At 60.4% G+C, this 19,768-nt stretch carries 21 protein-coding genes and 1 riboswitch; of the genes, 4 read left to right on the top strand and 17 right to left on the bottom strand.

The window, feature by feature from the left end; genetic code table 11:
• The first annotated feature begins 67 nt into the window (after positions 1–67).
• Positions 68–904, top strand: coding sequence for a 3-keto-5-aminohexanoate cleavage protein (locus ACMVPR_RS21295; RefSeq protein WP_416884495.1), 837 nt, complete (start codon positions 68–70; stop codon positions 902–904).
• Positions 905–1,164: 260 nt separating this feature from the next.
• Here the strand turns inward: ACMVPR_RS21295 and rpsA are convergent, their stop codons facing one another.
• The 12 genes from rpsA to miaB form a co-directional block, all read right to left on the bottom strand.
• Positions 1,165–2,850 carry a 30S ribosomal protein S1 gene (gene rpsA, locus ACMVPR_RS21290; protein ID WP_416884494.1) on the bottom strand — a complete coding sequence of 562 codons (1,686 nt, stop codon included), beginning with the start codon at positions 2,848–2,850 and terminating at the stop codon, positions 1,165–1,167.
• Between the two features lie 271 nt (positions 2,851–3,121).
• The gene (locus ACMVPR_RS21285; protein ID WP_416884493.1) at positions 3,122–3,739 is read right to left on the bottom strand and encodes a (d)CMP kinase; all 618 of its coding nucleotides are present in this window, start codon (positions 3,737–3,739) and stop codon (positions 3,122–3,124) included.
• Positions 3,736–4,452, bottom strand: coding sequence for a tRNA (guanine(46)-N(7))-methyltransferase TrmB (gene trmB / locus ACMVPR_RS21280; RefSeq protein ID WP_292264419.1), 717 nt, complete (start codon positions 4,450–4,452; stop codon positions 3,736–3,738). Before trmB ends, ACMVPR_RS21285 begins: the two co-directional genes overlap by 4 nt.
• Positions 4,453–4,512: 60 nt before the next feature.
• Positions 4,513–5,052, bottom strand: a complete 540-nt coding sequence (locus tag ACMVPR_RS21275) for a histidine phosphatase family protein (protein WP_416884492.1) — start codon at positions 5,050–5,052, stop codon at positions 4,513–4,515.
• 91 nt (positions 5,053–5,143) lie between these two features.
• On the bottom strand, positions 5,144–6,325 hold the full coding sequence (gene metK / locus ACMVPR_RS21270; protein WP_416884491.1) for a methionine adenosyltransferase: 1,182 nt from the start codon (positions 6,323–6,325) through the stop codon (positions 5,144–5,146).
• Positions 6,326–6,328: 3 nt separating this feature from the next.
• Positions 6,329–6,376, bottom strand: a riboswitch (SAM-SAH riboswitch).
• Between the two features lie 12 nt (positions 6,377–6,388).
• Positions 6,389–7,939 (bottom strand): apolipoprotein N-acyltransferase, encoded by a 1,551-nt coding sequence (gene lnt / locus ACMVPR_RS21265; protein ID WP_416884490.1) that lies wholly within the window; start codon positions 7,937–7,939, stop codon positions 6,389–6,391.
• Positions 7,881–8,648 (bottom strand): hemolysin family protein, encoded by a 768-nt coding sequence (locus ACMVPR_RS21260; RefSeq protein ID WP_416884489.1) that lies wholly within the window; start codon positions 8,646–8,648, stop codon positions 7,881–7,883. Before ACMVPR_RS21260 ends, lnt begins: the two co-directional genes overlap by 59 nt.
• A 209-nt stretch (positions 8,649–8,857) precedes the next feature.
• Positions 8,858–9,367 (bottom strand): rRNA maturation RNase YbeY, encoded by a 510-nt coding sequence (gene ybeY, locus ACMVPR_RS21255; protein WP_416884488.1) that lies wholly within the window; start codon positions 9,365–9,367, stop codon positions 8,858–8,860.
• A 59-nt stretch (positions 9,368–9,426) separates the two neighbouring features.
• Positions 9,427–10,404, bottom strand: coding sequence for a PhoH family protein (locus tag ACMVPR_RS21250; protein WP_416884487.1), 978 nt, complete (start codon positions 10,402–10,404; stop codon positions 9,427–9,429).
• 75 nt (positions 10,405–10,479) lie between these two features.
• Positions 10,480–10,776 carry a hypothetical protein gene (locus ACMVPR_RS21245; protein WP_416884486.1) on the bottom strand — a complete coding sequence of 99 codons (297 nt, stop codon included), beginning with the start codon at positions 10,774–10,776 and terminating at the stop codon, positions 10,480–10,482.
• An 11-nt stretch (positions 10,777–10,787) separates the two neighbouring features.
• Positions 10,788–11,273, bottom strand: a complete 486-nt coding sequence (locus ACMVPR_RS21240) for an OmpA family protein (protein ID WP_416884485.1) — start codon at positions 11,271–11,273, stop codon at positions 10,788–10,790.
• A gap of 174 nt (positions 11,274–11,447) precedes the next feature.
• Positions 11,448–12,788: a tRNA (N6-isopentenyl adenosine(37)-C2)-methylthiotransferase MiaB gene (gene miaB / locus ACMVPR_RS21235; RefSeq protein ID WP_416884484.1), complete on the bottom strand. Its 1,341-nt coding sequence runs from the start codon at positions 12,786–12,788 to the stop codon at positions 11,448–11,450.
• A 113-nt stretch (positions 12,789–12,901) separates the two neighbouring features.
• Between miaB and ACMVPR_RS21230 the strand changes: the two genes are divergently transcribed.
• On the top strand, positions 12,902–13,768 hold the full coding sequence (locus tag ACMVPR_RS21230) for a hypothetical protein (RefSeq protein WP_416884483.1): 867 nt from the start codon (positions 12,902–12,904) through the stop codon (positions 13,766–13,768).
• A gap of 6 nt (positions 13,769–13,774) precedes the next feature.
• Here the strand turns inward: ACMVPR_RS21230 and ACMVPR_RS21225 are convergent, their stop codons facing one another.
• From ACMVPR_RS21225 to ACMVPR_RS21210, 4 genes are all read right to left on the bottom strand, one after another.
• Positions 13,775–14,785 (bottom strand): PAS domain-containing protein, encoded by a 1,011-nt coding sequence (locus ACMVPR_RS21225; protein WP_416884482.1) that lies wholly within the window; start codon positions 14,783–14,785, stop codon positions 13,775–13,777.
• 115 nt (positions 14,786–14,900) lie between these two features.
• Positions 14,901–15,575 (bottom strand): FAD-binding oxidoreductase, encoded by a 675-nt coding sequence (locus ACMVPR_RS21220; protein WP_416884481.1) that lies wholly within the window; start codon positions 15,573–15,575, stop codon positions 14,901–14,903.
• A 58-nt stretch (positions 15,576–15,633) separates the two neighbouring features.
• Entirely contained in the window at positions 15,634–16,425 is a 792-nt protein-coding gene (locus tag ACMVPR_RS21215) for an enoyl-ACP reductase FabI (protein WP_300587484.1), read from the bottom strand.
• A gap of 2 nt (positions 16,426–16,427) precedes the next feature.
• A complete protein-coding gene (locus ACMVPR_RS21210; protein WP_416884480.1) occupies positions 16,428–17,657 on the bottom strand; it encodes a beta-ketoacyl synthase N-terminal-like domain-containing protein in 1,230 nt (409 codons plus the stop codon).
• 272 nt (positions 17,658–17,929) lie between these two features.
• Between ACMVPR_RS21210 and ACMVPR_RS21205 the strand changes: the two genes are divergently transcribed.
• On the top strand, positions 17,930–18,592 hold the full coding sequence (locus ACMVPR_RS21205) for a dimethylsulfonioproprionate lyase family protein (protein WP_416884479.1): 663 nt from the start codon (positions 17,930–17,932) through the stop codon (positions 18,590–18,592).
• A 26-nt stretch (positions 18,593–18,618) separates the two neighbouring features.
• Here ACMVPR_RS21205 and fabA read toward each other — a convergent pair whose 3' ends face one another.
• Positions 18,619–19,128, bottom strand: coding sequence for a bifunctional 3-hydroxydecanoyl-ACP dehydratase/trans-2-decenoyl-ACP isomerase (gene fabA / locus ACMVPR_RS21200; protein WP_416884478.1), 510 nt, complete (start codon positions 19,126–19,128; stop codon positions 18,619–18,621).
• A 173-nt stretch (positions 19,129–19,301) separates the two neighbouring features.
• On the opposite strand from fabA, the gene irrA reads away from it, so the two are divergent.
• Positions 19,302–19,718 (top strand): iron response transcriptional regulator IrrA, encoded by a 417-nt coding sequence (gene irrA, locus ACMVPR_RS21195; protein WP_292264403.1) that lies wholly within the window; start codon positions 19,302–19,304, stop codon positions 19,716–19,718.
• Positions 19,719–19,768: the final 50 nt, after the last annotated feature.

Genomic DNA, 19,768 nt, shown 5'->3' with positions numbered 1-19,768 from the left:
CAGATTTGACACCCCGGCGTTTCCTGCCAAAGTGCGCGCCAACACGTTCCAAGGACATACTGATCCCATGACCACCCCCTGTATCATCTGCGTTGCCATCACCGGGTCATTGCCCACCAAGGCCGACAATCCCGCCGTTCCGACCTCTGTTGCAGAGCAGATCGAAAGCACCCATGAAGCTTTTGAGGCGGGTGCCACGATCATGCATGCCCATGTGCGCAATGATGACGAAACCCCCAGTTCGGACCCCGAAAAATTCGCGCGTCTCAAGGAGGGGGTGGAAAAGCACTGCCCCGGCATGATCGTGCAATTGTCCACCGGGGGGCGGTCAGGCGCAGGACAGACACGCGGCGGGATGCTGCCGCTGCGTCCTGACATGGCGTCGCTGTCGGTTGGGTCGAACAACTTTCCGACCCGTGTCTACGAGAACCCGCCGGATCTTGTGGCGTGGCTCGCATCCGAGATGAAGACCTACGACATCAAGCCTGAGATTGAGGCCTTTGACCTGTCGCACATCTTCCGCGCTGCTGCCATGTACGAGGCGGGCGAAATCGCCGCGACACCCTATGTGCAATTCGTCATGGGCGTGAAGAACGCGATGCCGGTGGACCGCGAGGTGTTCGATTTCTACATCCACACCGTCAAGAGGCTCTTCGGCGAAGACACGCCCTGGTGCGCTGCCGGGATCGGGCCGAACCAGATCGTTTTGAACGAATGGGCCATTTCCTCGGGCGGCCATGCGCGGACGGGACTGGAGGACAACATCCGCCTCGACCGCAACACGCTTGCGCCCTCGAACGCGGCGCTGGTCAAACGGGCAGTAGAGCTCTGCGACAAGTACGAACGCCCGATCGCCACATGGCAGCAGGCGCGCGAGATGCTGGGTCTGCGCGAGGTCGCCTGAAGGCTCCAGTCCTTCTCTGTTTCAAAAATACCTCGGGGGAGTCCGCCTCCGACGGACGGGGGCAGAGCCCCCAGTTTCCGTCAACGGAAACAAGCGATGCGTCGACGCATCGCGGCGCTGACCTTTGAGCTTGGCGCGGGCACGTTCCGTCAACGGAACGTGGAAGATGCGTCGACGCATCTTCCGCCTTCCGCAAAGGCAAAAGAAAACCCCCGCATCCAAGGATGCGAGGGTTCCCGAAATCAAAACTGATCGCTGGATCAGTTGTCGTCGCCCGACTTGAGCGCCGCGCCAAGGATGTCGCCCAGCGATGCGCCGGAATCCGACGAACCGTACTGTTCGACCGCTTCCTTCTCTTCGGCGATCTCGCGTGCCTTGATCGACAGGCCCAGACGACGGGTCTTGCTGTCCACGTTGGTCACGCGCACGTCGACCTTGTCACCGACCGAGAAACGCTCAGGGCGCTGTTCGGCACGGTCACGGCTGAGGTCGGAGCGGCGGATGAAGGACTTCATGCCTTCATATTCCACTTCGATCCCGCCATCTTCGATCGCGGTCACTTGAACAGTGATGATCGAACCACGCTTGGTTCCACCAACAGCTTCGGCGAACTTGTCGCCGCCCAGCGCCTTGACGGAGAGCGAGATACGCTCTTTCTCGACATCCACTTCGGTGACAACGGCCTGAACCATGTCGCCCTTGCGGTAGTTCTGGATCGCGTCTTCGCCACGCTCGTCCCACGACAGGTCGGACAGGTGAACCATGCCGTCGATGTCGCCGTCGAGGCCAACGAACAGACCGAATTCGGTGATGTTCTTGACTTCGCCTTCGACCTCAGTGCCCTCGGGGTGTGTTTCTGCAAACACTTCCCACGGGTTGCGCATGGTCTGCTTGAGGCCCAGGGACACGCGGCGCTTGGCACCGTCGATTTCCAGAACCATGACTTCGACTTCCTGCGAGGTCGACACGATCTTGCCCGGGTGGACGTTCTTCTTGGTCCAGGACATTTCAGACACGTGCACCAGACCTTCAACACCCGGCTCAAGCTCAACAAATGCGCCGTAATCGGTGATGTTGGTCACGCGGCCCATGTGCACCGACTCGAGCGGATACTTGGCAGCAACCAGATCCCACGGATCTTCCTGCAGCTGCTTCATGCCGAGGCTGATGCGGTGGGTGTCTTTGTTGATCTTGATGACCTGAACCTTGACGGTTTCCCCGATCGTGAGGATTTCCGACGGGTGGTTCACACGGCGCCATGCCATGTCGGTCACGTGCAGCAGGCCGTCTACGCCGCCAAGGTCCACGAACGCACCGTATTCGGTGATGTTCTTGACCACACCATCAACGGACTGACCTTCGGTGAGGTTGCCGATGACTTCGGCGCGCTGTTCGGCGCGGGACTCTTCGAGGATCGCGCGGCGCGACACAACGATGTTGCCCCGGCGACGGTCCATCTTGAGGATCTGGAACGGCTGCTTGAGACCCATGAGCGGGCCAGCGTCGCGCACAGGGCGCACGTCAACCTGGCTGCCGGGCAGGAAGGCCACGGCACCGCCGAGATCGACAGTGAAGCCGCCTTTGACACGGCCGAAGATCGCACCATCGACGCGCGCGTCATCGGCATAGGCCTTTTCAAGGCGATCCCATGCTTCTTCACGGCGCGCCATTTCGCGGGAGATGACCGCTTCACCGCGCGCGTTTTCTGCAGAGCGCAGAAACACCTCGACTTCGTCGCCGACAGCCAGGTCGGGCGCTTCGCCGGGGTTTGCAAATTCCTTGAGATCAACGCGGCCTTCCATTTTGTAGCCGACGTCGATGATGGCCTGGCCCGCTTCGATTGCGATGACCTTGCCTTTGACAACGGACCCTTCGTCCGGTGTGTCCATTTCGAGGCTTTCATTCAAAAGCGCTTCGAATTCTTCCATAGATGCGTTCATAGCCATGTGGCGTCTGTTTCCTTTACACGTATCATTTTTCTGGCCGAGCGGTTGTCTCCGCCGGTCTGGGGTGGTGTCCGCGCTTGCGGCGAACGGGATTGGTCAAGGCGTCCGCAAAACAAAGAGGGCCGGTGTGTGCCGACCCCTGCTCGATCTTCGTCTGCGGCATTGTTTGCCTTATAGCGACGCGCGGGCCATAGCAGAGCGTGTGATACAGCGCAAGACCAGAGCGCATTTGCCACCTCGGATTGGCACGGCTGAACGCTTCTTTGTGGACTCAGTCCGCTTTGCGGGCACCTACAATCGAGATGGCCGCAGCGATGGCCGCATCCACATCCAATTCAGACGTGTCAATGGTTTCCGCATCCTCGGCCGGTTTCAGCGGCGCGTCGGCGCGGTTCATGTCGCGGTCGTCACGGGTTTTGACATCGGCCAGAACGGTGTCGAAATCGGTTTCGAACCCGCGTTCGGCCAGTTCTGCCAAGCGGCGTCGCGCCCGCACCTCGGCGCTGGCGGTGACAAAGAGTTTGACCTCGGCCTGAGGGCAAATGACCGTACCGATGTCGCGCCCATCCAGAACCGCCCCACCGGAGCGGCGCGCAAAGGCGCGCTGAAAATCAAGAAGGGCTGCACGAACCTCGGGGATGACGGCAACCTTAGAGGCTGCTTGCGCCACATCAGCAGTGCGCAGATCGGGGTTTTCCAGATCCCTCGCCACAAGGCTTTGCGCGGCTGCAATCGGGTCTTCGCCCAACAACATCCGCGCACCGACAGCACGATAAAGCAGCCCGGTGTCCAGATGTGCCAAGCCGAAATGCGCCGCAACGGCCCTGCTGATCGTGCCTTTGCCGGCGGCAGCAGGACCATCAATGGCAACTGTAAACGGGGCCATCATGCCGGTTTCCGGAAGGTCAGGTAGTGGGGCATCCGACCCTCGCGCAGTGCTTTCATCTCATACCGGGTCGAATACCAGTCATCCCACGGGTGCCGCCAATCGCTTGGCCCTTCGGCCAGCCAGTCGAACCCGGCTTTGGGCACTTCGATCAGGGTCTGACGCACGTAATCGGGAATATCCGTGGCGACACGGAACTCTGCGCCGGGTTTGAGAACCTGAAAGAGCGGCTCCAAATGTTCTTGCGTGACAAAGCGGCGGCGGTGGTGGCGTTTCTTGGGCCAAGGGTCGGGGTAGAGCAGAAACGCCTTCTCGACAGAACCGGCGGGCAGCACGTCAAACAGGTTGCGCGCATCGCCGGGATGAACCCGAAGGTTGGTCACGCCCGCATCGCGGATCTTGCCCAACAGCATCGCAACGCCATTGATGAACGGCTCGCACCCGATGATGCCCACATCCGGATAGGTCTGCGCCTGATGCACAAGGTGTTCACCCCCGCCAAACCCGATCTCGACCCAGAGCGGCTTGTCCCCGAAGATCGCGGTCAGATCGAGCGGCTCTCGCTCCGGGTTTTCCTCCCAAGACACGGCACCGGGGCTGAGCGCGTCAAGGTCATGTTCGAGGTAATCCTTCTGGTTCGGTCGCAGGGTCTTGCCCCTGAACCGGCCATAAAAGTTGCGCCAGGGCGCGCCTGAGGGATGTTTGGTGTCAGTCATGGCGCGCGGTTTAGCGATTGCGTCGGCTACTCGCAACGGAGGTCTGCGAATTTGTCGGGGCTACGGGTCGATCAGGATTGATCCCAGCACGTCGAGCATGTCGCCCGCATGGCGGACGATCAGGACTTCACCGGATCGGGTGGTCTGGCCGGTGAGGGCCCGAATGTTGACCTGATGGGTGACGATGAACGGACGGTCCGAGCGATCCGCCAGAAAGGTCAGCGCCTCGGCTGTCTGGCTGTCGCGGGTCGAGAAATCCTGAAAGAAGGAATTGAAGGCGGGCACCTCTTCCACCGGGCCAAGGTTCAGAAGCTCTGCCGTGTCGCGGCAGCGGCACCACTGGCTGGTCAGAACGACGTCAAAGGCATGGCCGCGATCCCGGAACGCCTGACCGATGCGGGTGGCCTGATCCCTGCCCTGCTGGCTGAGGTTCCGTTGGGTGCTGCAATCGCCAACGGTCAGATTGGCGGGATCGCCGGTGCCGGGGGCCAGCGCGTGGCGCATGATGGCAAAGGCACCGGGGGTGTCGAGCGCGCCCCAGTCATTGGCAAGTGCTGCACCCGGCAGCATCAGGATCAGAAAAAGTAGATGTTTCAGCATGCCCTGCCCCTGTTGGTGAACTCACCTCGGGACATAGGCCTTGGTCGCGAAAGGGAAATCGGGCCGGGCTATGGCAACCGGCCCGAATGCCTTAGACAGACGCCTTGAGAGCATCCACCAGATCGGTGCGTTCCCAGCTGAACCCACCATCCGCCTCGGGTGCGCGGCCGAAATGACCATAAGCCGCCGTGCGTTCATAGATCGGCTTGTTCAGTTCCAGATGCGTGCGGATGCCGCGCGGGGTGAGGTCCATCACCTTGGGGATCGCCGCTTCGATGGCAGCTGCCTCGATGTCACCCGTGCCATGGGTGTCAGCATAGATCGACAAGGGTTTGGACACGCCGATGGCATAGGACAGCTGGATTGTGCAGCGCTCGGCAAGACCTGCGGCAACAACGTTCTTGGCGAGGTAGCGCGCCGCATAGGCGGCAGAACGGTCCACCTTGGTCGGATCTTTGCCCGAGAACGCACCGCCACCATGGGGGGCAGCGCCGCCATAGGTGTCAACGATGATCTTGCGGCCGGTGAGGCCTGCGTCGCCATCGGGACCGCCGATTACGAACGTGCCGGTCGGGTTGACCCACCATTCGGTGGCATCGGTGATCCAGCCATCCGGCAGGACTTCTCGGATATAGGGTTCGACAATCGCGCGGATGTCGGCAGAGCTTTGGCTTTCGTCGGCGTGCTGTGTCGACAGAACGATCGAGGTCACGCCCATCGGCTTACCGTTTTCGTAGCGCACGGAAATCTGCGATTTCGCATCGGGGCGCAGCAGCGGCTCCGCTCCGGATTTGCGCACCTCGGCCAGACGACGCAGGATCGCGTGGCTGAACTGGATCGGCGCGGGCATGAGCGCGTCTGTTTCATTCGTGGCATAGCCGAACATGATCCCCTGATCGCCTGCACCTTCGTCCTTGTTACCGCTGGCATTCACGCCCTGCGCGATATGAGCGGATTGCTGGTGCAGCAGATTGGTGATCTCACAGGTGGCGTGGTGGAACTTGTCCTGCTCGTAGCCGATATCCTTGATACAGGTACGGGCGATGTCGGGAATGCGGTCCATATAGGTGGCAAGACGGTTCTGGTCCGACAGCCCCACCTCTCCACCGATCACGACCCGGTTGGTCGTGGCAAAGGTTTCGCAGGCGACCCGCGCTTCGGGTTCTTCGGAAAGAAAGGCGTCGAGGATCGCGTCCGAGATACGGTCGCAGACCTTATCCGGGTGGCCCTCGGACACGGATTCCGAGGTGAAGATATAATTCTGTCGGGACATAAGTGCTCCATTAGGGTCTGCCGTCACGTCAGGAAGCCGTTGTGACGGGAATGATGGTTTGGGTTACGCGCCCGGCGCGTTGCGGTCAATGGGGTTGCGGCGTTTCCATACAAGCAAAGTCGCAAATGCCACTATCAGCGCCGCAAAGGCGAACCAATCACCCGTGCGACTGTAGAGCGTCGGCGCGCGTTTGGACGGCAGCGGCACATCCAGGAACCCCGCCCGACCAAGCGGGATCGCGCCAACAGTCCGGCCCGCCGGGTCGATCATTGCCGAAATGCCGGTATTGGCGACCCGGATCATCGGCAGGCCCTGTTCGATGGCACGCAGACGGGCTTGCGCAAGGTGCTGTTGCGGACCGGCATTGATGCCGAACCAGGCATCGTTGGTGATCTGGAGCAGCATGTCCGGACGCGTGGGCGCGCCATTTACGTCCTGCGGGAAAACCGCCTCGTAACAGATCAGCGGCAATGCAGTGCCCGTTGCGCCAAGGTCGATGAGCGCAGGGCCGGGCCCTGAGGAATATCCCGCTTCGGCACGTGCGGCGAGGCCAAGGATGTTGAACCGCGCAAAGAACGATGCGGCAGGCATGTATTCCCCAAAAGGCACAAGGTGGTGCTTGTCGTAGAGATCACCCACCTGCCCAGCGGCATCGAGCGTGATCAGCGAATTGTAGTAGCGCCCTTCTTCTTCACGCTGAATGCCAAGAACCACTGGCGTGCCAGCCGCAGCGTCTGCAATAACTTCGAGCGCCGGCCCCGCATTGTCGAGCAGGTTGGGCACCGCAGTTTCCGGCCATACGATCAGATCCGGCTTGGGCAGCTGCGCGGTGAAATCGACCTGACGGTTGAAGAATACGGGGATGAAATCGCGGTCCCATTTCTGGTGCTGCGGCGCGTTTGGCTGGATGAGGCGCACGATGGGGCGACCGGTCAGGTCCTGCACCGGCGGGGCCATGGCCGAGCCGCCGCCCCACAATCCGACGACCCCGGCCAAAGCGATCAATCCGAATTTGACGGTTCGCGCTTTGGTCACCCCTGCTGCAACTGCTGCGAGCAAAAGGGTCAGCAGAGTCAGCCCATGCGGCCCAATGAGGGAATGCCATTGGGCCACGGGGGTCGGTGCCCAGACATATCCCACCAATCCCCACGGAAAGCCCGTGAGGATATAGGCGCGCGCAAGTTCAATCCCCGCCCAGCAAAGCGCGATTCCGAACGGACCGGGGTGCAGGCGGCGACCTGCCCAGAATGCAACGGCCCAGAGCAGCGCCAGTCCGGCTGCCAGTCCAACCAGCGCAAAGGGCGCCATCCAGCCTGTTGTGGCGGCGTCCACCTGAAACGGCTCAAGTATCCAGTGCATCGAGAGGGCGAAATATCCGGTCCCGAAGAACCAGCCTGTCCAACCCGTGGATCTGGCACTGGTGTCCAACCGTACCAGACGCAGGACACCGACAAGGGCAACAAGCGCCAGCGCCCAAAGGTCGAACGGGGCCTGCCCCAGCGCAAAGATCGCGCCAAGACAGAATGCGCCAAGACGGCGGGCCACCAGCATTGGATCAGGCTGAGCGCGCGGCGGCTGTTGCAGCCTCGGCAAGTTCGCGGGCGCGGGCGGCATCGCCGGCAGCCGTCGCCTTGAGGCGCACGCGCATACGCTTGATGCGCCGCGGATCGGCGTCGATCACCTCGAACTCCGGCCCTTCAGGATGTGGCACAACTTCGCCGCGCGCGGGTACGTGACCGGCCAGCATGAAGACCAGACCGCCCAAGGTGTCGATTTCCTCACCATCAATGTCGTCATGATCGGTGAGGTTGAGACCGATTTCCGCCTCGAATTCCTCGAGCGGGGTGCGGGCGAAAGCGAGATAGACGCCCGGCTTTTCGCGTGAGAAATTCGTGCCTTCGTCGAGGTCGTGTTCGTCCTCGATTTCCCCGATCACCTGTTCGATCAGGTCTTCGATGGTCACCAATCCGTCGACACCGCCATATTCGTCGATCACCAGCGCCATGTGCCGCCGTTCCGTCTGCATCTTGGCCAGCAACACGCCAATGGGCATGGATGGCGGCACGAAGAGCAAGGGGCGGAGCATCTGTTTCAGGTCGAAATCTGCACTCTTGCCGTTAAAGCCATGTTTGAGAGCCAGATCCTTGAGATGCGCCATGCCGATCGGCGTGTCGAGCGTCCCGGTATAGACCGGCAAACGCGTCAGGCCGCTTTCGCGGAAGACATTCACAAGCTCGGCTTTGGTGATGGTGTCCGGCACGGACACGATATCGGCACGCGGCACGGACACATCGTCCACGCGCATGCGCCGCAGGTTCATCATGCCATCAATCGGAGACAATGACCGAGTGACTGATTGCGGTGCCGTTGTATCCTCCGCCTGTGCGGTTCCGCCGAACCAGCTGCGCAGACGGGATAGCAGCCCACGTCTCGGTTGAGTATCTGTCGTCTCGTGCGCGCGATGCGCTGCGTTAGACGAGTCGTCGTTGTCGCCCATTTTTTCCTGTTCCGGTGGTGGCCAATTGGCCCGTACTAGCCCTTATATGGGTCCGCAATACCCATTTTGCCAAGTATCTTCGTCTCCAACCCTTCCATCAGCGTGGCATCGCGGTCACGAACATGATCATAGCCCAGAAGATGTAACACTCCGTGAACAATCAAATGGGTGACGTGATGGCTCATGTCTTTGCCCGCAGCCTCGGCCTCGCGCAGGCAGGTGTCATAGGCGATGGCGATGTCACCAAGGCTTTCGCCCATCATCGGATCGGGGGGTGGAAGGGGGTGGGGTGTCGCACCGTCTTCGTCCGCCGCGAGATCATAGCTGGGCCAGCTGAGTACATTGGTCGGCGTCGGTTTGTCGCGGAATTCGGCGTTCAGTTCGGCAATTCGCGCATCATCGCAGGCAAGGATCGCAATTTCATAGCCTTCGATGGGAACATCCAGATATTCCAGTGTGTTGGCCGCAGCAAGTTCGGCCAGCGCGTCAAGCCCTGCTTCTTCCCAGCGGGGATCTTCGATCACGATATCGGTCAGAGTGGTCAATGCTTAATCATCGGGGGCTCTGCCCCCGAACCCCCGGAGTTTATTCGGCAAGATGAAGATCAGGGCGTTTCCGCGTCTTTTTCGTAGGCTTCGATGATCGCCGCGACAAGCGGGTGTCGCACCACGTCCTTGGACGTGAAATAGTTGAAACTGATCTTCGGGATCGTCTTGAGCAAGCGTTCCGCATCCGCAAGCCCCGAGGCGACACCGCGCGGCAGGTCGATCTGGGTGCGGTCGCCGGTGATCACCATGCGCGATCCTTCGCCGAGGCGGGTCAGGAACATCTTCATCTGCATGGAAGTGGCGTTCTGCGCTTCGTCGAGAACGACAAAGGCATTGGACAGCGTGCGGCCGCGCATGAAGGCCAAAGGCGCGATTTCGATCACCTTTTCCTCGATCATCTTGGCCAGTTGCTTGCCCGGCAGAAAATCGTTCAGCGCGTCGTAAAGCGGCTGCATGTAGGGATCGACCTTGTCTTTCATGTCGCCCGGCAGATAACCCAGCTTTTCACCCGCCTCGACCGCGGGGCGGCTGAGGATGATCTTGTCGACCTGACCGGTGATGAACATGTTCACGCCGACGGCAACCGCAAGATAGGTCTTGCCGGTTCCAGCCGGGCCAATGCCAAAGGCCAGTTCGTGTTCGAAGAGCGACCGGACATAGGCCTTTTGCGCTTCGGTGCGCGGCTCCACCAGTTTCTTGCGGGTCTTGATTTCGACCGGGCCGCCTTCGAACATTTCGATCTGCGCGTCTGGGCCGACATCGTCCGGGGCCATGCGGAATTCGCGGTCGATGTCGCCTGGTGACACGCTGCGCCCCTGTTCAAGCCGCTGATAGAGTGCCATCAGCACATCGCGCGCTTCAGACTGCGCCTCGGGTTCGCCGTGGATGGCCAACAAATTCCCACGGCGGAGAATCTGAACCCCAAGGCGGGTCTCGATTTCGGTGAGGTTGCGGTCGTATTCGCCGCAAAGGTCGATGAGCAAACGGTTATCTGGGAATTCTACAAGCGCTTCTGACAAGGTGTCTGTGGTCACGCGGGTCTCCGGTGCAAGGGTGTCAAGAACAGGGTGTCAAGTTCCATCACGCAGTGCAAGCGGTCACCCTTTCCGTCACAATACGTCCCCAAACGAGGAGCCACCTTTGAAGTCACCTATCGCGGTATTCCGCTCATCTGCATTGCCGGAGCAGACAGGCGTCCCATCCGGGTTCAGACGCGGCGAGAGATAGCCTTCGACGCCATCGTCGATGATCCAGTGATCGCAGCCATTGGGGTCAATCCAGATGCCTGCCTGAAGCTGGCTGAGCGGTTTGCTGTCAATGCCCCGGTCAAAGCTTTTGTCGTCGCCGACGGCTTCGCATCCGGCAAGCGCGACGCACAGTCCGGCAAGAGCAACAACACGGATCATGGCGGGTCTCCTCAGCGCAGGCACAGGATTTCCACCCGGCGATTTTCGGCCATTCCGGCGGCGGTTGTGTTGGTCGCGACAGGTCGGCTTTCGCCGAAACCCCGCACCGAATAAATGCGTGCACCGGCCTGCTGGGCGACCTGAGCAACTGCGCGGGCGCGGCGTTCGCTGAGCGCCATGTTCGACGCGGCGGACGCACGGCTGTCGGTGTGGCCTTCGATCACGAAGCCATTTGAGGGATTGGCGGCAAAGAAACTGCGCAGACTGTCTGCGCCACCGGGCGCAATTGCCGCGCTGCCGGTGGCGAACATCGTGTCTGTGGGCACAATCGCACAGCGGCTGACCTTGTGGCATACGGGCGTGCCGTTGCGGCGCAGATGCGGGCTCATGAAGCCTTCGGCGCCATCATCCATGACCCAGTGTTCGCACCCATCGGGGTCGATCCAGATGCCCGGAACATAGCGTTCGCCTTGCTGGGCCGATGCCCCGTGCGTCATGGCCAACGCGATACTCACTACCAATGCGGACAACCGCCCTATCATTCCCGCATCCCCCGGCTGTGGCGACGCCTCATCCTGGGAAAGGGCGCCCGATTCATTTCATACTACCAAAGACTGCGGTTCAGGAAAGACCAAACCTCTATATATCGCGGCATCCCCGTAGATGATGTGTCATTCGACCAACGCCCCCTTAAGAGAATTGCGCCCGGAGTCGATGATCCTGACGCGGCGCAGGTCGCCGGGGGTCAGTCCGTCAGCCTCGACATGGACTGCGTGAAGATGGTCGGATTTGCCCACCATCTGGCCCGGCAGGCGGCCCGGCTTTTCGAACAGCACACCGACCTCTTTTCCGACCATGGCGTCCTGCGCAGCCTTTTGCTGCTCGGTGATCAGCGCTTGCAGGCGTTGCAGGCGGTCGTCTTTGACATCTTCGGGCAGTTGGTCGCGTTCCGCCGCCGGAGTGCCCGGGCGGGTGGAGTATTTGAAGCTGTAGGCATAGCCGTAATTCGACGCGCGGATGATGTCTAAGGTCGCCTGGAAATCCTCTTCGGTCTCTTCCGGGAAACCGACGATGAAATCGCCCGACAGCAGAAGGTCTGGGCGTGCCTTACGCAGCTGGTCGATGATTGCAAGATAGCTTTCGGCGGTGTGCTGTCGGTTCATCCGCTTGAGGATGCGATCGGAACCGGACTGCACAGGAAGATGGAGGTATGGCATCAGTTTCGGGCAGGTGCCATGTGCCTCGATCAGGTCATCGGTCATGTCGTTGGGATGGCTGGTGGTGAAGCGGATGCGCTCCAGCCCGTCGATATCGTTGAGCGCCCAAATCAAACGCGCAAGCGACCAGTCACCGCCCTCCCCGTTCGCCCCCTTCGGGGCCGAACCATGATAGGCGTTCACGTTCTGGCCGAGAAGGGTGATCTCGCGCACGCCGCGTTCCACCAGATCCCGCGCTTCAGTCAGGATGCGATCCGCGGGGCGGCTGACCTCGGCACCGCGCGTATAGGGCACGACACAGAAGGCGCAGAACTTGTCGCAGCCTTCCTGAACCGTCAGGAACGCCGTCGGGCCGCGCTTGGCCTTTGGCCGGTTCTTGAGAACCTCGAACTTGTCCTCTTCGGGGAAATCGGTGTCGAGCGCCTTTTCGCCGTTGCGGGTTTTGGCCTCAAGCTCGGGCAGGCGGTGATAGCTTTGCGGACCGACCACCAGATCGACCATTGGCTGGCGGCGCATGATCTCTTCGCCCTCGGCCTGCGCGACACAACCCGCGACCCCGATCTTGAGGTCGGGCTTGGCCGCCTTCAGACCCTTGTACCGGCCCAGTTCGGAATAGACCTTTTCCGCCGCCTTTTCGCGGATGTGACAGGTGTTGAGCAGGATCATATCCGCGTCATCGGGCGACTGCGTTTCGACATAGCCCTGCCCGCCCAGCGCTTCGGCCATACGTTCGCTGTCATAAACGTTCATCTGACAGCCATAGGTCTTGATAAAGAGCTTCTTCGGTTCGGACATGGGCCAATCCTCCGGGGCAGGGTTCAGGGCGTGGCGATAGCGCATGTCACCCCCATCTTGCAATGCACGGTTTTTTCACCAACTCTGTGCAAAACACCCGCAGAGGGCCCCTCATGCGTTACGCAGGTATCACTGAACTTCTTTCCCAAGCCCCCGGTGCATTGGCCAAGGGGCCGATCGCATTGGTGTTTGTGGAGGATGCGGTCGAGATTGACACGACACTGCGCCACAACATTCATTTGGGCTTCAAATCCAACATCGTCTTCATGCCAAGCGAATTCGACCTTGCCGGCGATATCGCGGAAAAGGTCATTCGTGTGGACAGCGAGATCACCCGAAAAGGCAATCGAGAAGAGATCGTAAACAGCATCATCGCCAAGGCTCCCGGCGTGTGGATCTATGTATGCTACAACGCCGAATACCTGTTCTTTCCATTCTGCGAGACGCGCACCATCGGTGAATTGCTGGCCTTCCACACCGAAGAACGCCGTGATGCGATGCTGTGTTATGCCATCGACCTTTATGCTGGCGATCTTGAGGCCCATCCCAATGCCGTCAGTATCGACGATGCGTATATGGACCGATCAGGCTATTACGCGCTGGGGCGCAACGATCCCGCAACGACCTATCCCAAGGAACGGCAATTGGATTTCTTTGGCGGATTGCGTTGGCGCTATGAAGAGCATGTTCCACCAGAGCGCCGAAAGATCGACCGCATCGCGTTGTTCCGTGCAAAGCCTGGACTTGAGCTGCGACCGGATCACACCTTCAACGATGAGGAATACAACACCTATGCCTGCCCGTGGCACAACAACCTCACGGCGGCGGTTGCAACGTTCCGCACGGCAAAGGCGCTGAAGCGCAATCCGGGATCGGCGTTTGAGATCGAAACCTTCCGTTGGCACAATTCGGTGCCGTTCGAATGGCATTCGCGCCAATTGCTGGATTTGGGGCTGATGGAATCAGGCCAGTGGTTCTAGGCGGGGTCAATCCGCGACGGGCACGTCCAATGTGACGATGGTTCCCACGGCGCCCCGTGTGACCTGAAGAGTAGCCTCCAGACCCTCGCAAAGTCCTTGTACGATGCGCCCTCCCAATCCGTCCGAATTGGGCCATGTCACACCTTCGGGAAGACCAACCCCGTCGTCCGTCACCATTGCGCGCATCCCGCCATTGTCCGTGCGCACTACGCGCAGTTCGACCAGACCGGACTTCTGATCGCGAAACGCGTGTTGCATCGCGTTGGTCAGAACCTCCGACAGGATCAACCCGATCCGCACAGCGGTTTCCGTGTCCACCATGAGCGGTTCGACATGGATGTTCATGCGCACGCCGGGACGACTGTCGAGATAGGCGATCGCGTTGGCGACACGTCCGAGATACGCACCCAGCTTAATCTTGCCGTCATTGCGTTCCAGCGTCGCCGCCGACATTTCCTCATAGAGCAATTGCAGGCTTTCGATCCGGCGGGACAGGTCTTTGTATTCCTCAGGCGCTTTGCTCTTGCGCGCCTTCATTCGGATGAGGCCAAGGATCATCGACAGGTGGTTTTTAACGCGGTGCTGAATCTCGGCCATGACGGTTTCGAACTGCTTGAGCCGTTCCGCCTGCTTGTCGTTGGCGACTTCGCTTTGGAGCCCGACAAAGTACACCAGCTCTCCGGTGTCATCGACGACGGGCGAAATCAGAAGCGCGTTCAGGAACGGTTCACCATTTGCGCGGATGTTCGTCAAAACGGTCGAGATTTCCGCGCGGTTCCCGATGGCGTTGCGCAGGTCTTTTACCGCCGAAGCAGACGTTTGCTCGCCCTGCAGAAATCGGCAATTGCGGCCCAGCGCCATGTCTGACGTGTAGCCGGTCAGCCGTTCGAACGCGCGATTCACGTATACAATCGGATTGTCGGACAAACGGGGATTGGTCAGAACCATGGAGACTGTGGACGCGCTGAAAATCGCAGTCGCATCCTCATTGCTAATGTCGCCCGGTTGAAAAGACACTTCTCGGTCCATCGTGACTTACCTCATTGCGCCTGTGGTCGTGCCCACAGCGCACTCGTGTGACGAACGCCCGCCGAACGGTTCGGCGGACGATCTTAAGTTTTCTGGTAACGGTTCAGTCCAGGTCTTCGGTCACAATCCGCTGCTCAGACACGTCCAAGTCCCGGAGACATTTGGACATGTCGTCGATCATCGGTTCCGGTCCGCAGATATAGATGGGGCCATCCGTCTGGGCGACGATCGGGGCAAGGTATTCCGAGTCGATCTGACCCCGTGACAATTCACTTTCAGGTTCATCTGTTACAACAAAGTGGCAATTCAGACCGGACATCGACGTGAAGGCATCACGCAGAATGATGTCTTTTTCGGTCTTGTTGGAAAAGACGAGGTGGCAATCGGCAAGCGATCCATGTGTCTGCAAACGGCGTTTCAGCACGGCAATGAACGGTGTAATTCCAGCCCCGCCCGCGATGAACACACCCGGACCCTTATCTTCGATGGCGCCCCAAGGATCGCCGATCTCAACCTGGTCTGCCATCTGCATTTTGGCGATCTGTTCGGTGACGCCGTCGTGGTCGGGATAAGACTTGATGACAAATTCCAGCGTCGAGTTGGTGGGCAAAACGGTAAAGGTGAAGGGACGCTGCTGGTCGCGCCAGCCATCTTTGGCGAGCGCAAAATCGCAGGCCTGTCCTGGCGTGTAGTCGTAACCATCGGGCTTGTTGAACACCAGATGGTGAGTGTCATGCGTTACGGGTTCGATGCTTTGCAGCGTCAGCGTATATGTCATTTGACGTGTCTCCTTTGCAGGAAACAACGGTCAACTCAGGGCAGAGTTCCCGACTGCGTCAAAGATGCTCGTACTGCGGCATACCCAAAACATGGAACCCACCATCGACGCGAATGATCTCGCCCGTGGTGCAGGCACCGGCATCAGACGCAAGATACACCGCTGTCCCACCAACTGCCTCGAGCGTCGCATTCGACCGCAGAGGCGCGTTCATGTCCGTGTGCTTGTACGTCTTGCGCGCGCCGCCGATGGCCGCCCCGGCAAGCGTCTTCATCGGTCCGGGGCTGATCGCGTTGACGCGGATCCCTTCGGGACCAAGATCGTTCGCCAGATAGCGCACAGAGGCTTCCAATGCGGCCTTGGCCACGCCCATGACGTTGTAGCTGGGCGTCACACGGGTGGAGCCCATATAGGTCAGCGTCAGAAGCGTGCCTCCGTTCTCCACCATCAACGGGTGCGCCCGACGCGCCACGTCGATGAAGCTGTAGGCCGAAATATCCAGCGAATTCTTGAAGTTGGCGCGGCTGGTGTTGAGGATGCGCCCCTGCAGTTCCGACTTGTCGGAAAACGCGATGGCGTGGACAAGGAAATCAATCGTTGGCCAGCGCGCGGCGAGTTGTTCGAACGCGGCATCCAGCGAAGCGTCATCCGTCACGTCGACATCGACCATAAAATCCGACCCGACGCTTGCCGCCAGAGGCTCCAGCCGCTTGCCGAACGCTTCGCCCTGATAGGTGAAGGCAAGCTCTGCGCCCGCTTCGGCCATCGCTTTGGCGATCCCCCACGCGATGGAGCGTTCATTGGCGACGCCCATGATAAGCCCGCGTTTGCCCTGCAACTGTCCCGACATCTTCAACCTACGTACTTAGACAACAACATCGACCCGTTGGTGCCGCCGAACCCGAAAGAATTGGTCATCACCGTATCAAGCCCTGCGTTTTCCACCAATTCCGTGGCGATCTCTTCCGGTTTCAGCGCCGGGTCGAGTGTTTCCACGTTGATCGACGGAATGATGAAATCGTCCCGCAGCGCGAGCAGGCAGTAGATTGCCTCCTGCGCACCTGTGGCGCCCTGGCTGTGGCCAGTCATCGACTTGGTGGAGCTTACCGGGGGTGTGCTGCCCTCGCCGAAGACACGCCGGACGGCTTCGATCTCACCCACATCGCCCACAGGCGTCGAGGTGCCATGTGCGTTGATATAGCTGACGTTGCGCCCCTCAGGGAGCGTCTTCAGAGCGCCGCGCATCGCCCGTTCGCCGCCTTCGCCCGATGGCGCCACCATGTCAGCGCCGTCCGACGTGGCCGAAAACCCGGTGACTTCGGCATAGATCGTGGCACCGCGCGCCACGGCCCGTTCCAGCGGTTCCAGCACCACGATTGCGCCGCCACCCGAAATCACGAACCCATCGCGCCCGGCATCAAAGGCCCGCGACGCTTTCTCGGGCGTGTCGTTGTATTTCGACGACATCGCGCCCATCGCGTCGAACAGACAGGACAGCGTCCAATCGAGTTCTTCGCCACCGCCTGCGAACATCACATCCTGCATGCCCAAAGCCACCTGCTGCGCCGCCATGCCGATGCAATGCAACGAGGTCGAACAAGCCGAGGTGATCGAGAAATTCATGCCCTTGATCTGGTAGGCCGTCGCAAGGTTGGCGCTGACCGTCGACGACATCGTCTTGGGCACCGCAAACGGCCCGATCCGCTTGGTCGCCCCGGTGCTCAGAACGGACTGATGCGCGGCCAGCATGGCGCTGGTCGACGGCCCGCCCGACCCCGCGATCAGGCCTGTCATCGGGTTCACCACCTCGTCCGGTGTCAGCCCCGCATCGGCAATCGCCTGACCCATCGCGATATGCGCATAGGCCGCACCCGGCCCCATGAACCGTAACGTACGCTTGTCGACATGGTCGGCCACGTTCAGATCGATGGCCCCGGCAACCTGCGACCGGAACCCATGTTCAGCCATATCGGCATTTGCGGTGATCCCCGAGCGGCCTGCCTTCAGACTCGCGGCCACCTCTTCGGCATTGTTCCCGATCGATGAAACAATCCCCAATCCTGTCACGACAACACGGCGCATCACGGCTCCTTACAATTGTTGCATGCGTGTGTAGGGGAAGGTGGGGGGAAGGAGCAAGCAGATTGGACACAGTGGATGGCTTCCGGTGACGGCCCACGGCAGATCAGAAACTGCCACGATAGGCGGCAGACAGGCGCGGATCGGGCACAAAATGCGAAAAACCTTTGGATTATGCGCCCCTGCAGGTTCTCGCCGGGTCAGTTCGGGCTTGAACCCGTCGCCCTGAATCACGACACAGCGGCAACCCCGCCCGCGCCAGACAGGATGCCACCATGCCAGACCAACCCCGTCTTCAGGACCGCCCGGACTGGCTTTACCTTCTGCGCGACTACTACGAGCTCTACCGGCGTCTGTCTGCCGGAGGCAGCGCCAAGATCCGCAGCCACCAGAAAACGGTCCGCGACGGGATCAGTCGGGTGATCAAGGCAAATGCCGAAGTGCACGAACATGACCCCGTGTCCAAGCCAGTCACAGCCCATTGGCGCCGTGCGCTCGACAACGGCCGGATGGAACGCCACGCGCCGTTCATTCGCGCGTTGGAAAGCGTGCAGACCCATCTGGTCTGGCAATACGGCTACGAAAAAGTGCCACGCGGACTGGAACGGACCTATGCCTATGCCGAACTGGTCGGTCCCACCGGACCTGTGATCACAGACGAAGTGATCCTCGGGCTCGTTCTTTTTGCGCCGGGCTGTACCTATCCAGCCCATGCGCATGACGGCATTTCCGAAAGCTATATCTGCCTGTCTGGCGCCGTGTCGGAAAACGATCAGGGCGTCTACGCGCCGGGATCGCTGATCTTCAATCCGCCAGAACAGCGGCACCGTATCACGGTCGCAGATCAGAACCCCGCGCTTTTGTGTTACGCGTGGACCGGTGCGCGGGACAAGCTGGCGAACCAGAAAATGGTCTTCAGCCGAGGCCCGAAGAAATAGCTCGGTCGCGCCAACGGCGCGCGCTATCAGCTTTCCGACAGAGCGACCTTCATGTCCTTGACGACATAGATGGTTTCGCCATCCGCCTCGACCCGGCCGTCAGCAACACCCATCGTCAGGCGCCGCGTCTGGATCGCCTTGGTGAAATCGACGTAATAGGTCAGCATCTTGCGATCCGGACGCACCATGCCGGTCAGCTTGACCTCGCCCACACCCAACGCATAGCCGCGTCCCTGCCAGCCGCGCCAGCCCAGGTTGAAACCGGTCAATTGCCAAAGTCCATCAAGGCCCAGACAGCCCGGCATGATCGGGTTTCCGGGGAAGTGGCAGTCAAAAAACCACAGGTCCGGCGTGATATCGAACTCGGCCACAACATGGCCTTTGCCATGTTCTCCGCCATCGCCAGAGATATCGGTGATCCGATCCATCATCAGCATCGGCGGTTCAGGAAGCTGTGCATTTCCGGGTCCGAACAGCTCACCACGCGCACATTTCAAAAGATCGTCACGGTCGAAACTGCGAGGAAATTCGGACATGGTGGACAAGGCTCCCGGTGTGATTGGCAAAATCCTGCCCCCTCTAGCACCCTGCCCGCCGCGCGTGCAAGCCCACCGGGTCGCAGCGCATGAGACAAGTTGTTGCAAGAAATTTAATTGAACTGCGCGCGTTTCGCACCCTATATACACAGGTATCAAGGAGCGAAGTTGGCATGTCTTCACAATCCATCGACCGCGGAACGGAATGGCTGACCAAGGGTGGCGTGCGCCCCACACGGCAACGTGTCGCGTTGGCATCTCTGCTGGTCGGCGATGGCAAGAACCGCCATGTCACCGCTGAAAGCCTGTTTGCCGCCGCGCAATCCACTGGCGAACAGGTGTCGCTTGCGACTGTGTACAACACCCTTCGCGCATTCTGCGAAGCCGGTCTGATGCAGGAAGTCACGGTCGATGGCGCACGCAGCTACTTCGACACCAATACCCATGACCATCCGCATTTCTTCTGGGAAGACGAGGGGCGTCTGACGGATGCACCTGCGGACGAACTTGAAATCGCCCGTATTCCCGGTCCGCCGGAAGGGGCAGAGATTTCCAGCGTCAATGTCGTGATCAAGCTGCGCCGGACCTGAACTCTGTAAATCAGCTGGCGCGCGTAGGAAGCAAAGTCGGCGACATCCTC

Source organism: Marivita sp. (genome assembly GCF_048006345.1).
Lineage (GTDB): Bacteria > Pseudomonadota > Alphaproteobacteria > Rhodobacterales > Rhodobacteraceae > Marivita.
This window is presented reverse-complemented; position numbering and strand designations above follow the sequence as displayed.

Coding starts and splice junctions, on each gene's coding strand:
- metK (WP_416884491.1), bottom strand. CDS start 6,325: ATGTCCCGACAGAATTATATCTTCACCTCGGAATCCGTGTCCGAGGGC.
- ACMVPR_RS21210 (WP_416884480.1), bottom strand. CDS start 17,657: ATGCGCCGTGTTGTCGTGACAGGATTGGGGATTGTTTCATCGATCGGG.
- ACMVPR_RS21275 (WP_416884492.1), bottom strand. CDS start 5,052: ATGCTGAAACATCTACTTTTTCTGATCCTGATGCTGCCGGGTGCAGCA.
- ACMVPR_RS21285 (WP_416884493.1), bottom strand. CDS start 3,739: ATGATGGCCCCGTTTACAGTTGCCATTGATGGTCCTGCTGCCGCCGGC.
- irrA (WP_292264403.1), top strand. CDS start 19,302: ATGTCTTCACAATCCATCGACCGCGGAACGGAATGGCTGACCAAGGGT.
- ACMVPR_RS21245 (WP_416884486.1), bottom strand. CDS start 10,776: ATGATCCGTGTTGTTGCTCTTGCCGGACTGTGCGTCGCGCTTGCCGGA.
- rpsA (WP_416884494.1), bottom strand. CDS start 2,850: ATGGCTATGAACGCATCTATGGAAGAATTCGAAGCGCTTTTGAATGAA.
- fabA (WP_416884478.1), bottom strand. CDS start 19,128: ATGTCCGAATTTCCTCGCAGTTTCGACCGTGACGATCTTTTGAAATGT.
- ACMVPR_RS21295 (WP_416884495.1), top strand. CDS start 68: ATGACCACCCCCTGTATCATCTGCGTTGCCATCACCGGGTCATTGCCC.
- ACMVPR_RS21260 (WP_416884489.1), bottom strand. CDS start 8,648: ATGATGAACCTGCGGCGCATGCGCGTGGACGATGTGTCCGTGCCGCGT.
- ACMVPR_RS21205 (WP_416884479.1), top strand. CDS start 17,930: ATGCCAGACCAACCCCGTCTTCAGGACCGCCCGGACTGGCTTTACCTT.
- ACMVPR_RS21215 (WP_300587484.1), bottom strand. CDS start 16,425: ATGTCGGGACAGTTGCAGGGCAAACGCGGGCTTATCATGGGCGTCGCC.
- ACMVPR_RS21230 (WP_416884483.1), top strand. CDS start 12,902: ATGCGTTACGCAGGTATCACTGAACTTCTTTCCCAAGCCCCCGGTGCA.
- miaB (WP_416884484.1), bottom strand. CDS start 12,788: ATGTCCGAACCGAAGAAGCTCTTTATCAAGACCTATGGCTGTCAGATG.
- ACMVPR_RS21240 (WP_416884485.1), bottom strand. CDS start 11,273: ATGACGCACGGGGCATCGGCCCAGCAAGGCGAACGCTATGTTCCGGGC.
- lnt (WP_416884490.1), bottom strand. CDS start 7,939: ATGCCGCCCGCGCCCGCGAACTTGCCGAGGCTGCAACAGCCGCCGCGC.
- trmB (WP_292264419.1), bottom strand. CDS start 4,452: ATGACTGACACCAAACATCCCTCAGGCGCGCCCTGGCGCAACTTTTAT.
- ACMVPR_RS21220 (WP_416884481.1), bottom strand. CDS start 15,575: ATGACATATACGCTGACGCTGCAAAGCATCGAACCCGTAACGCATGAC.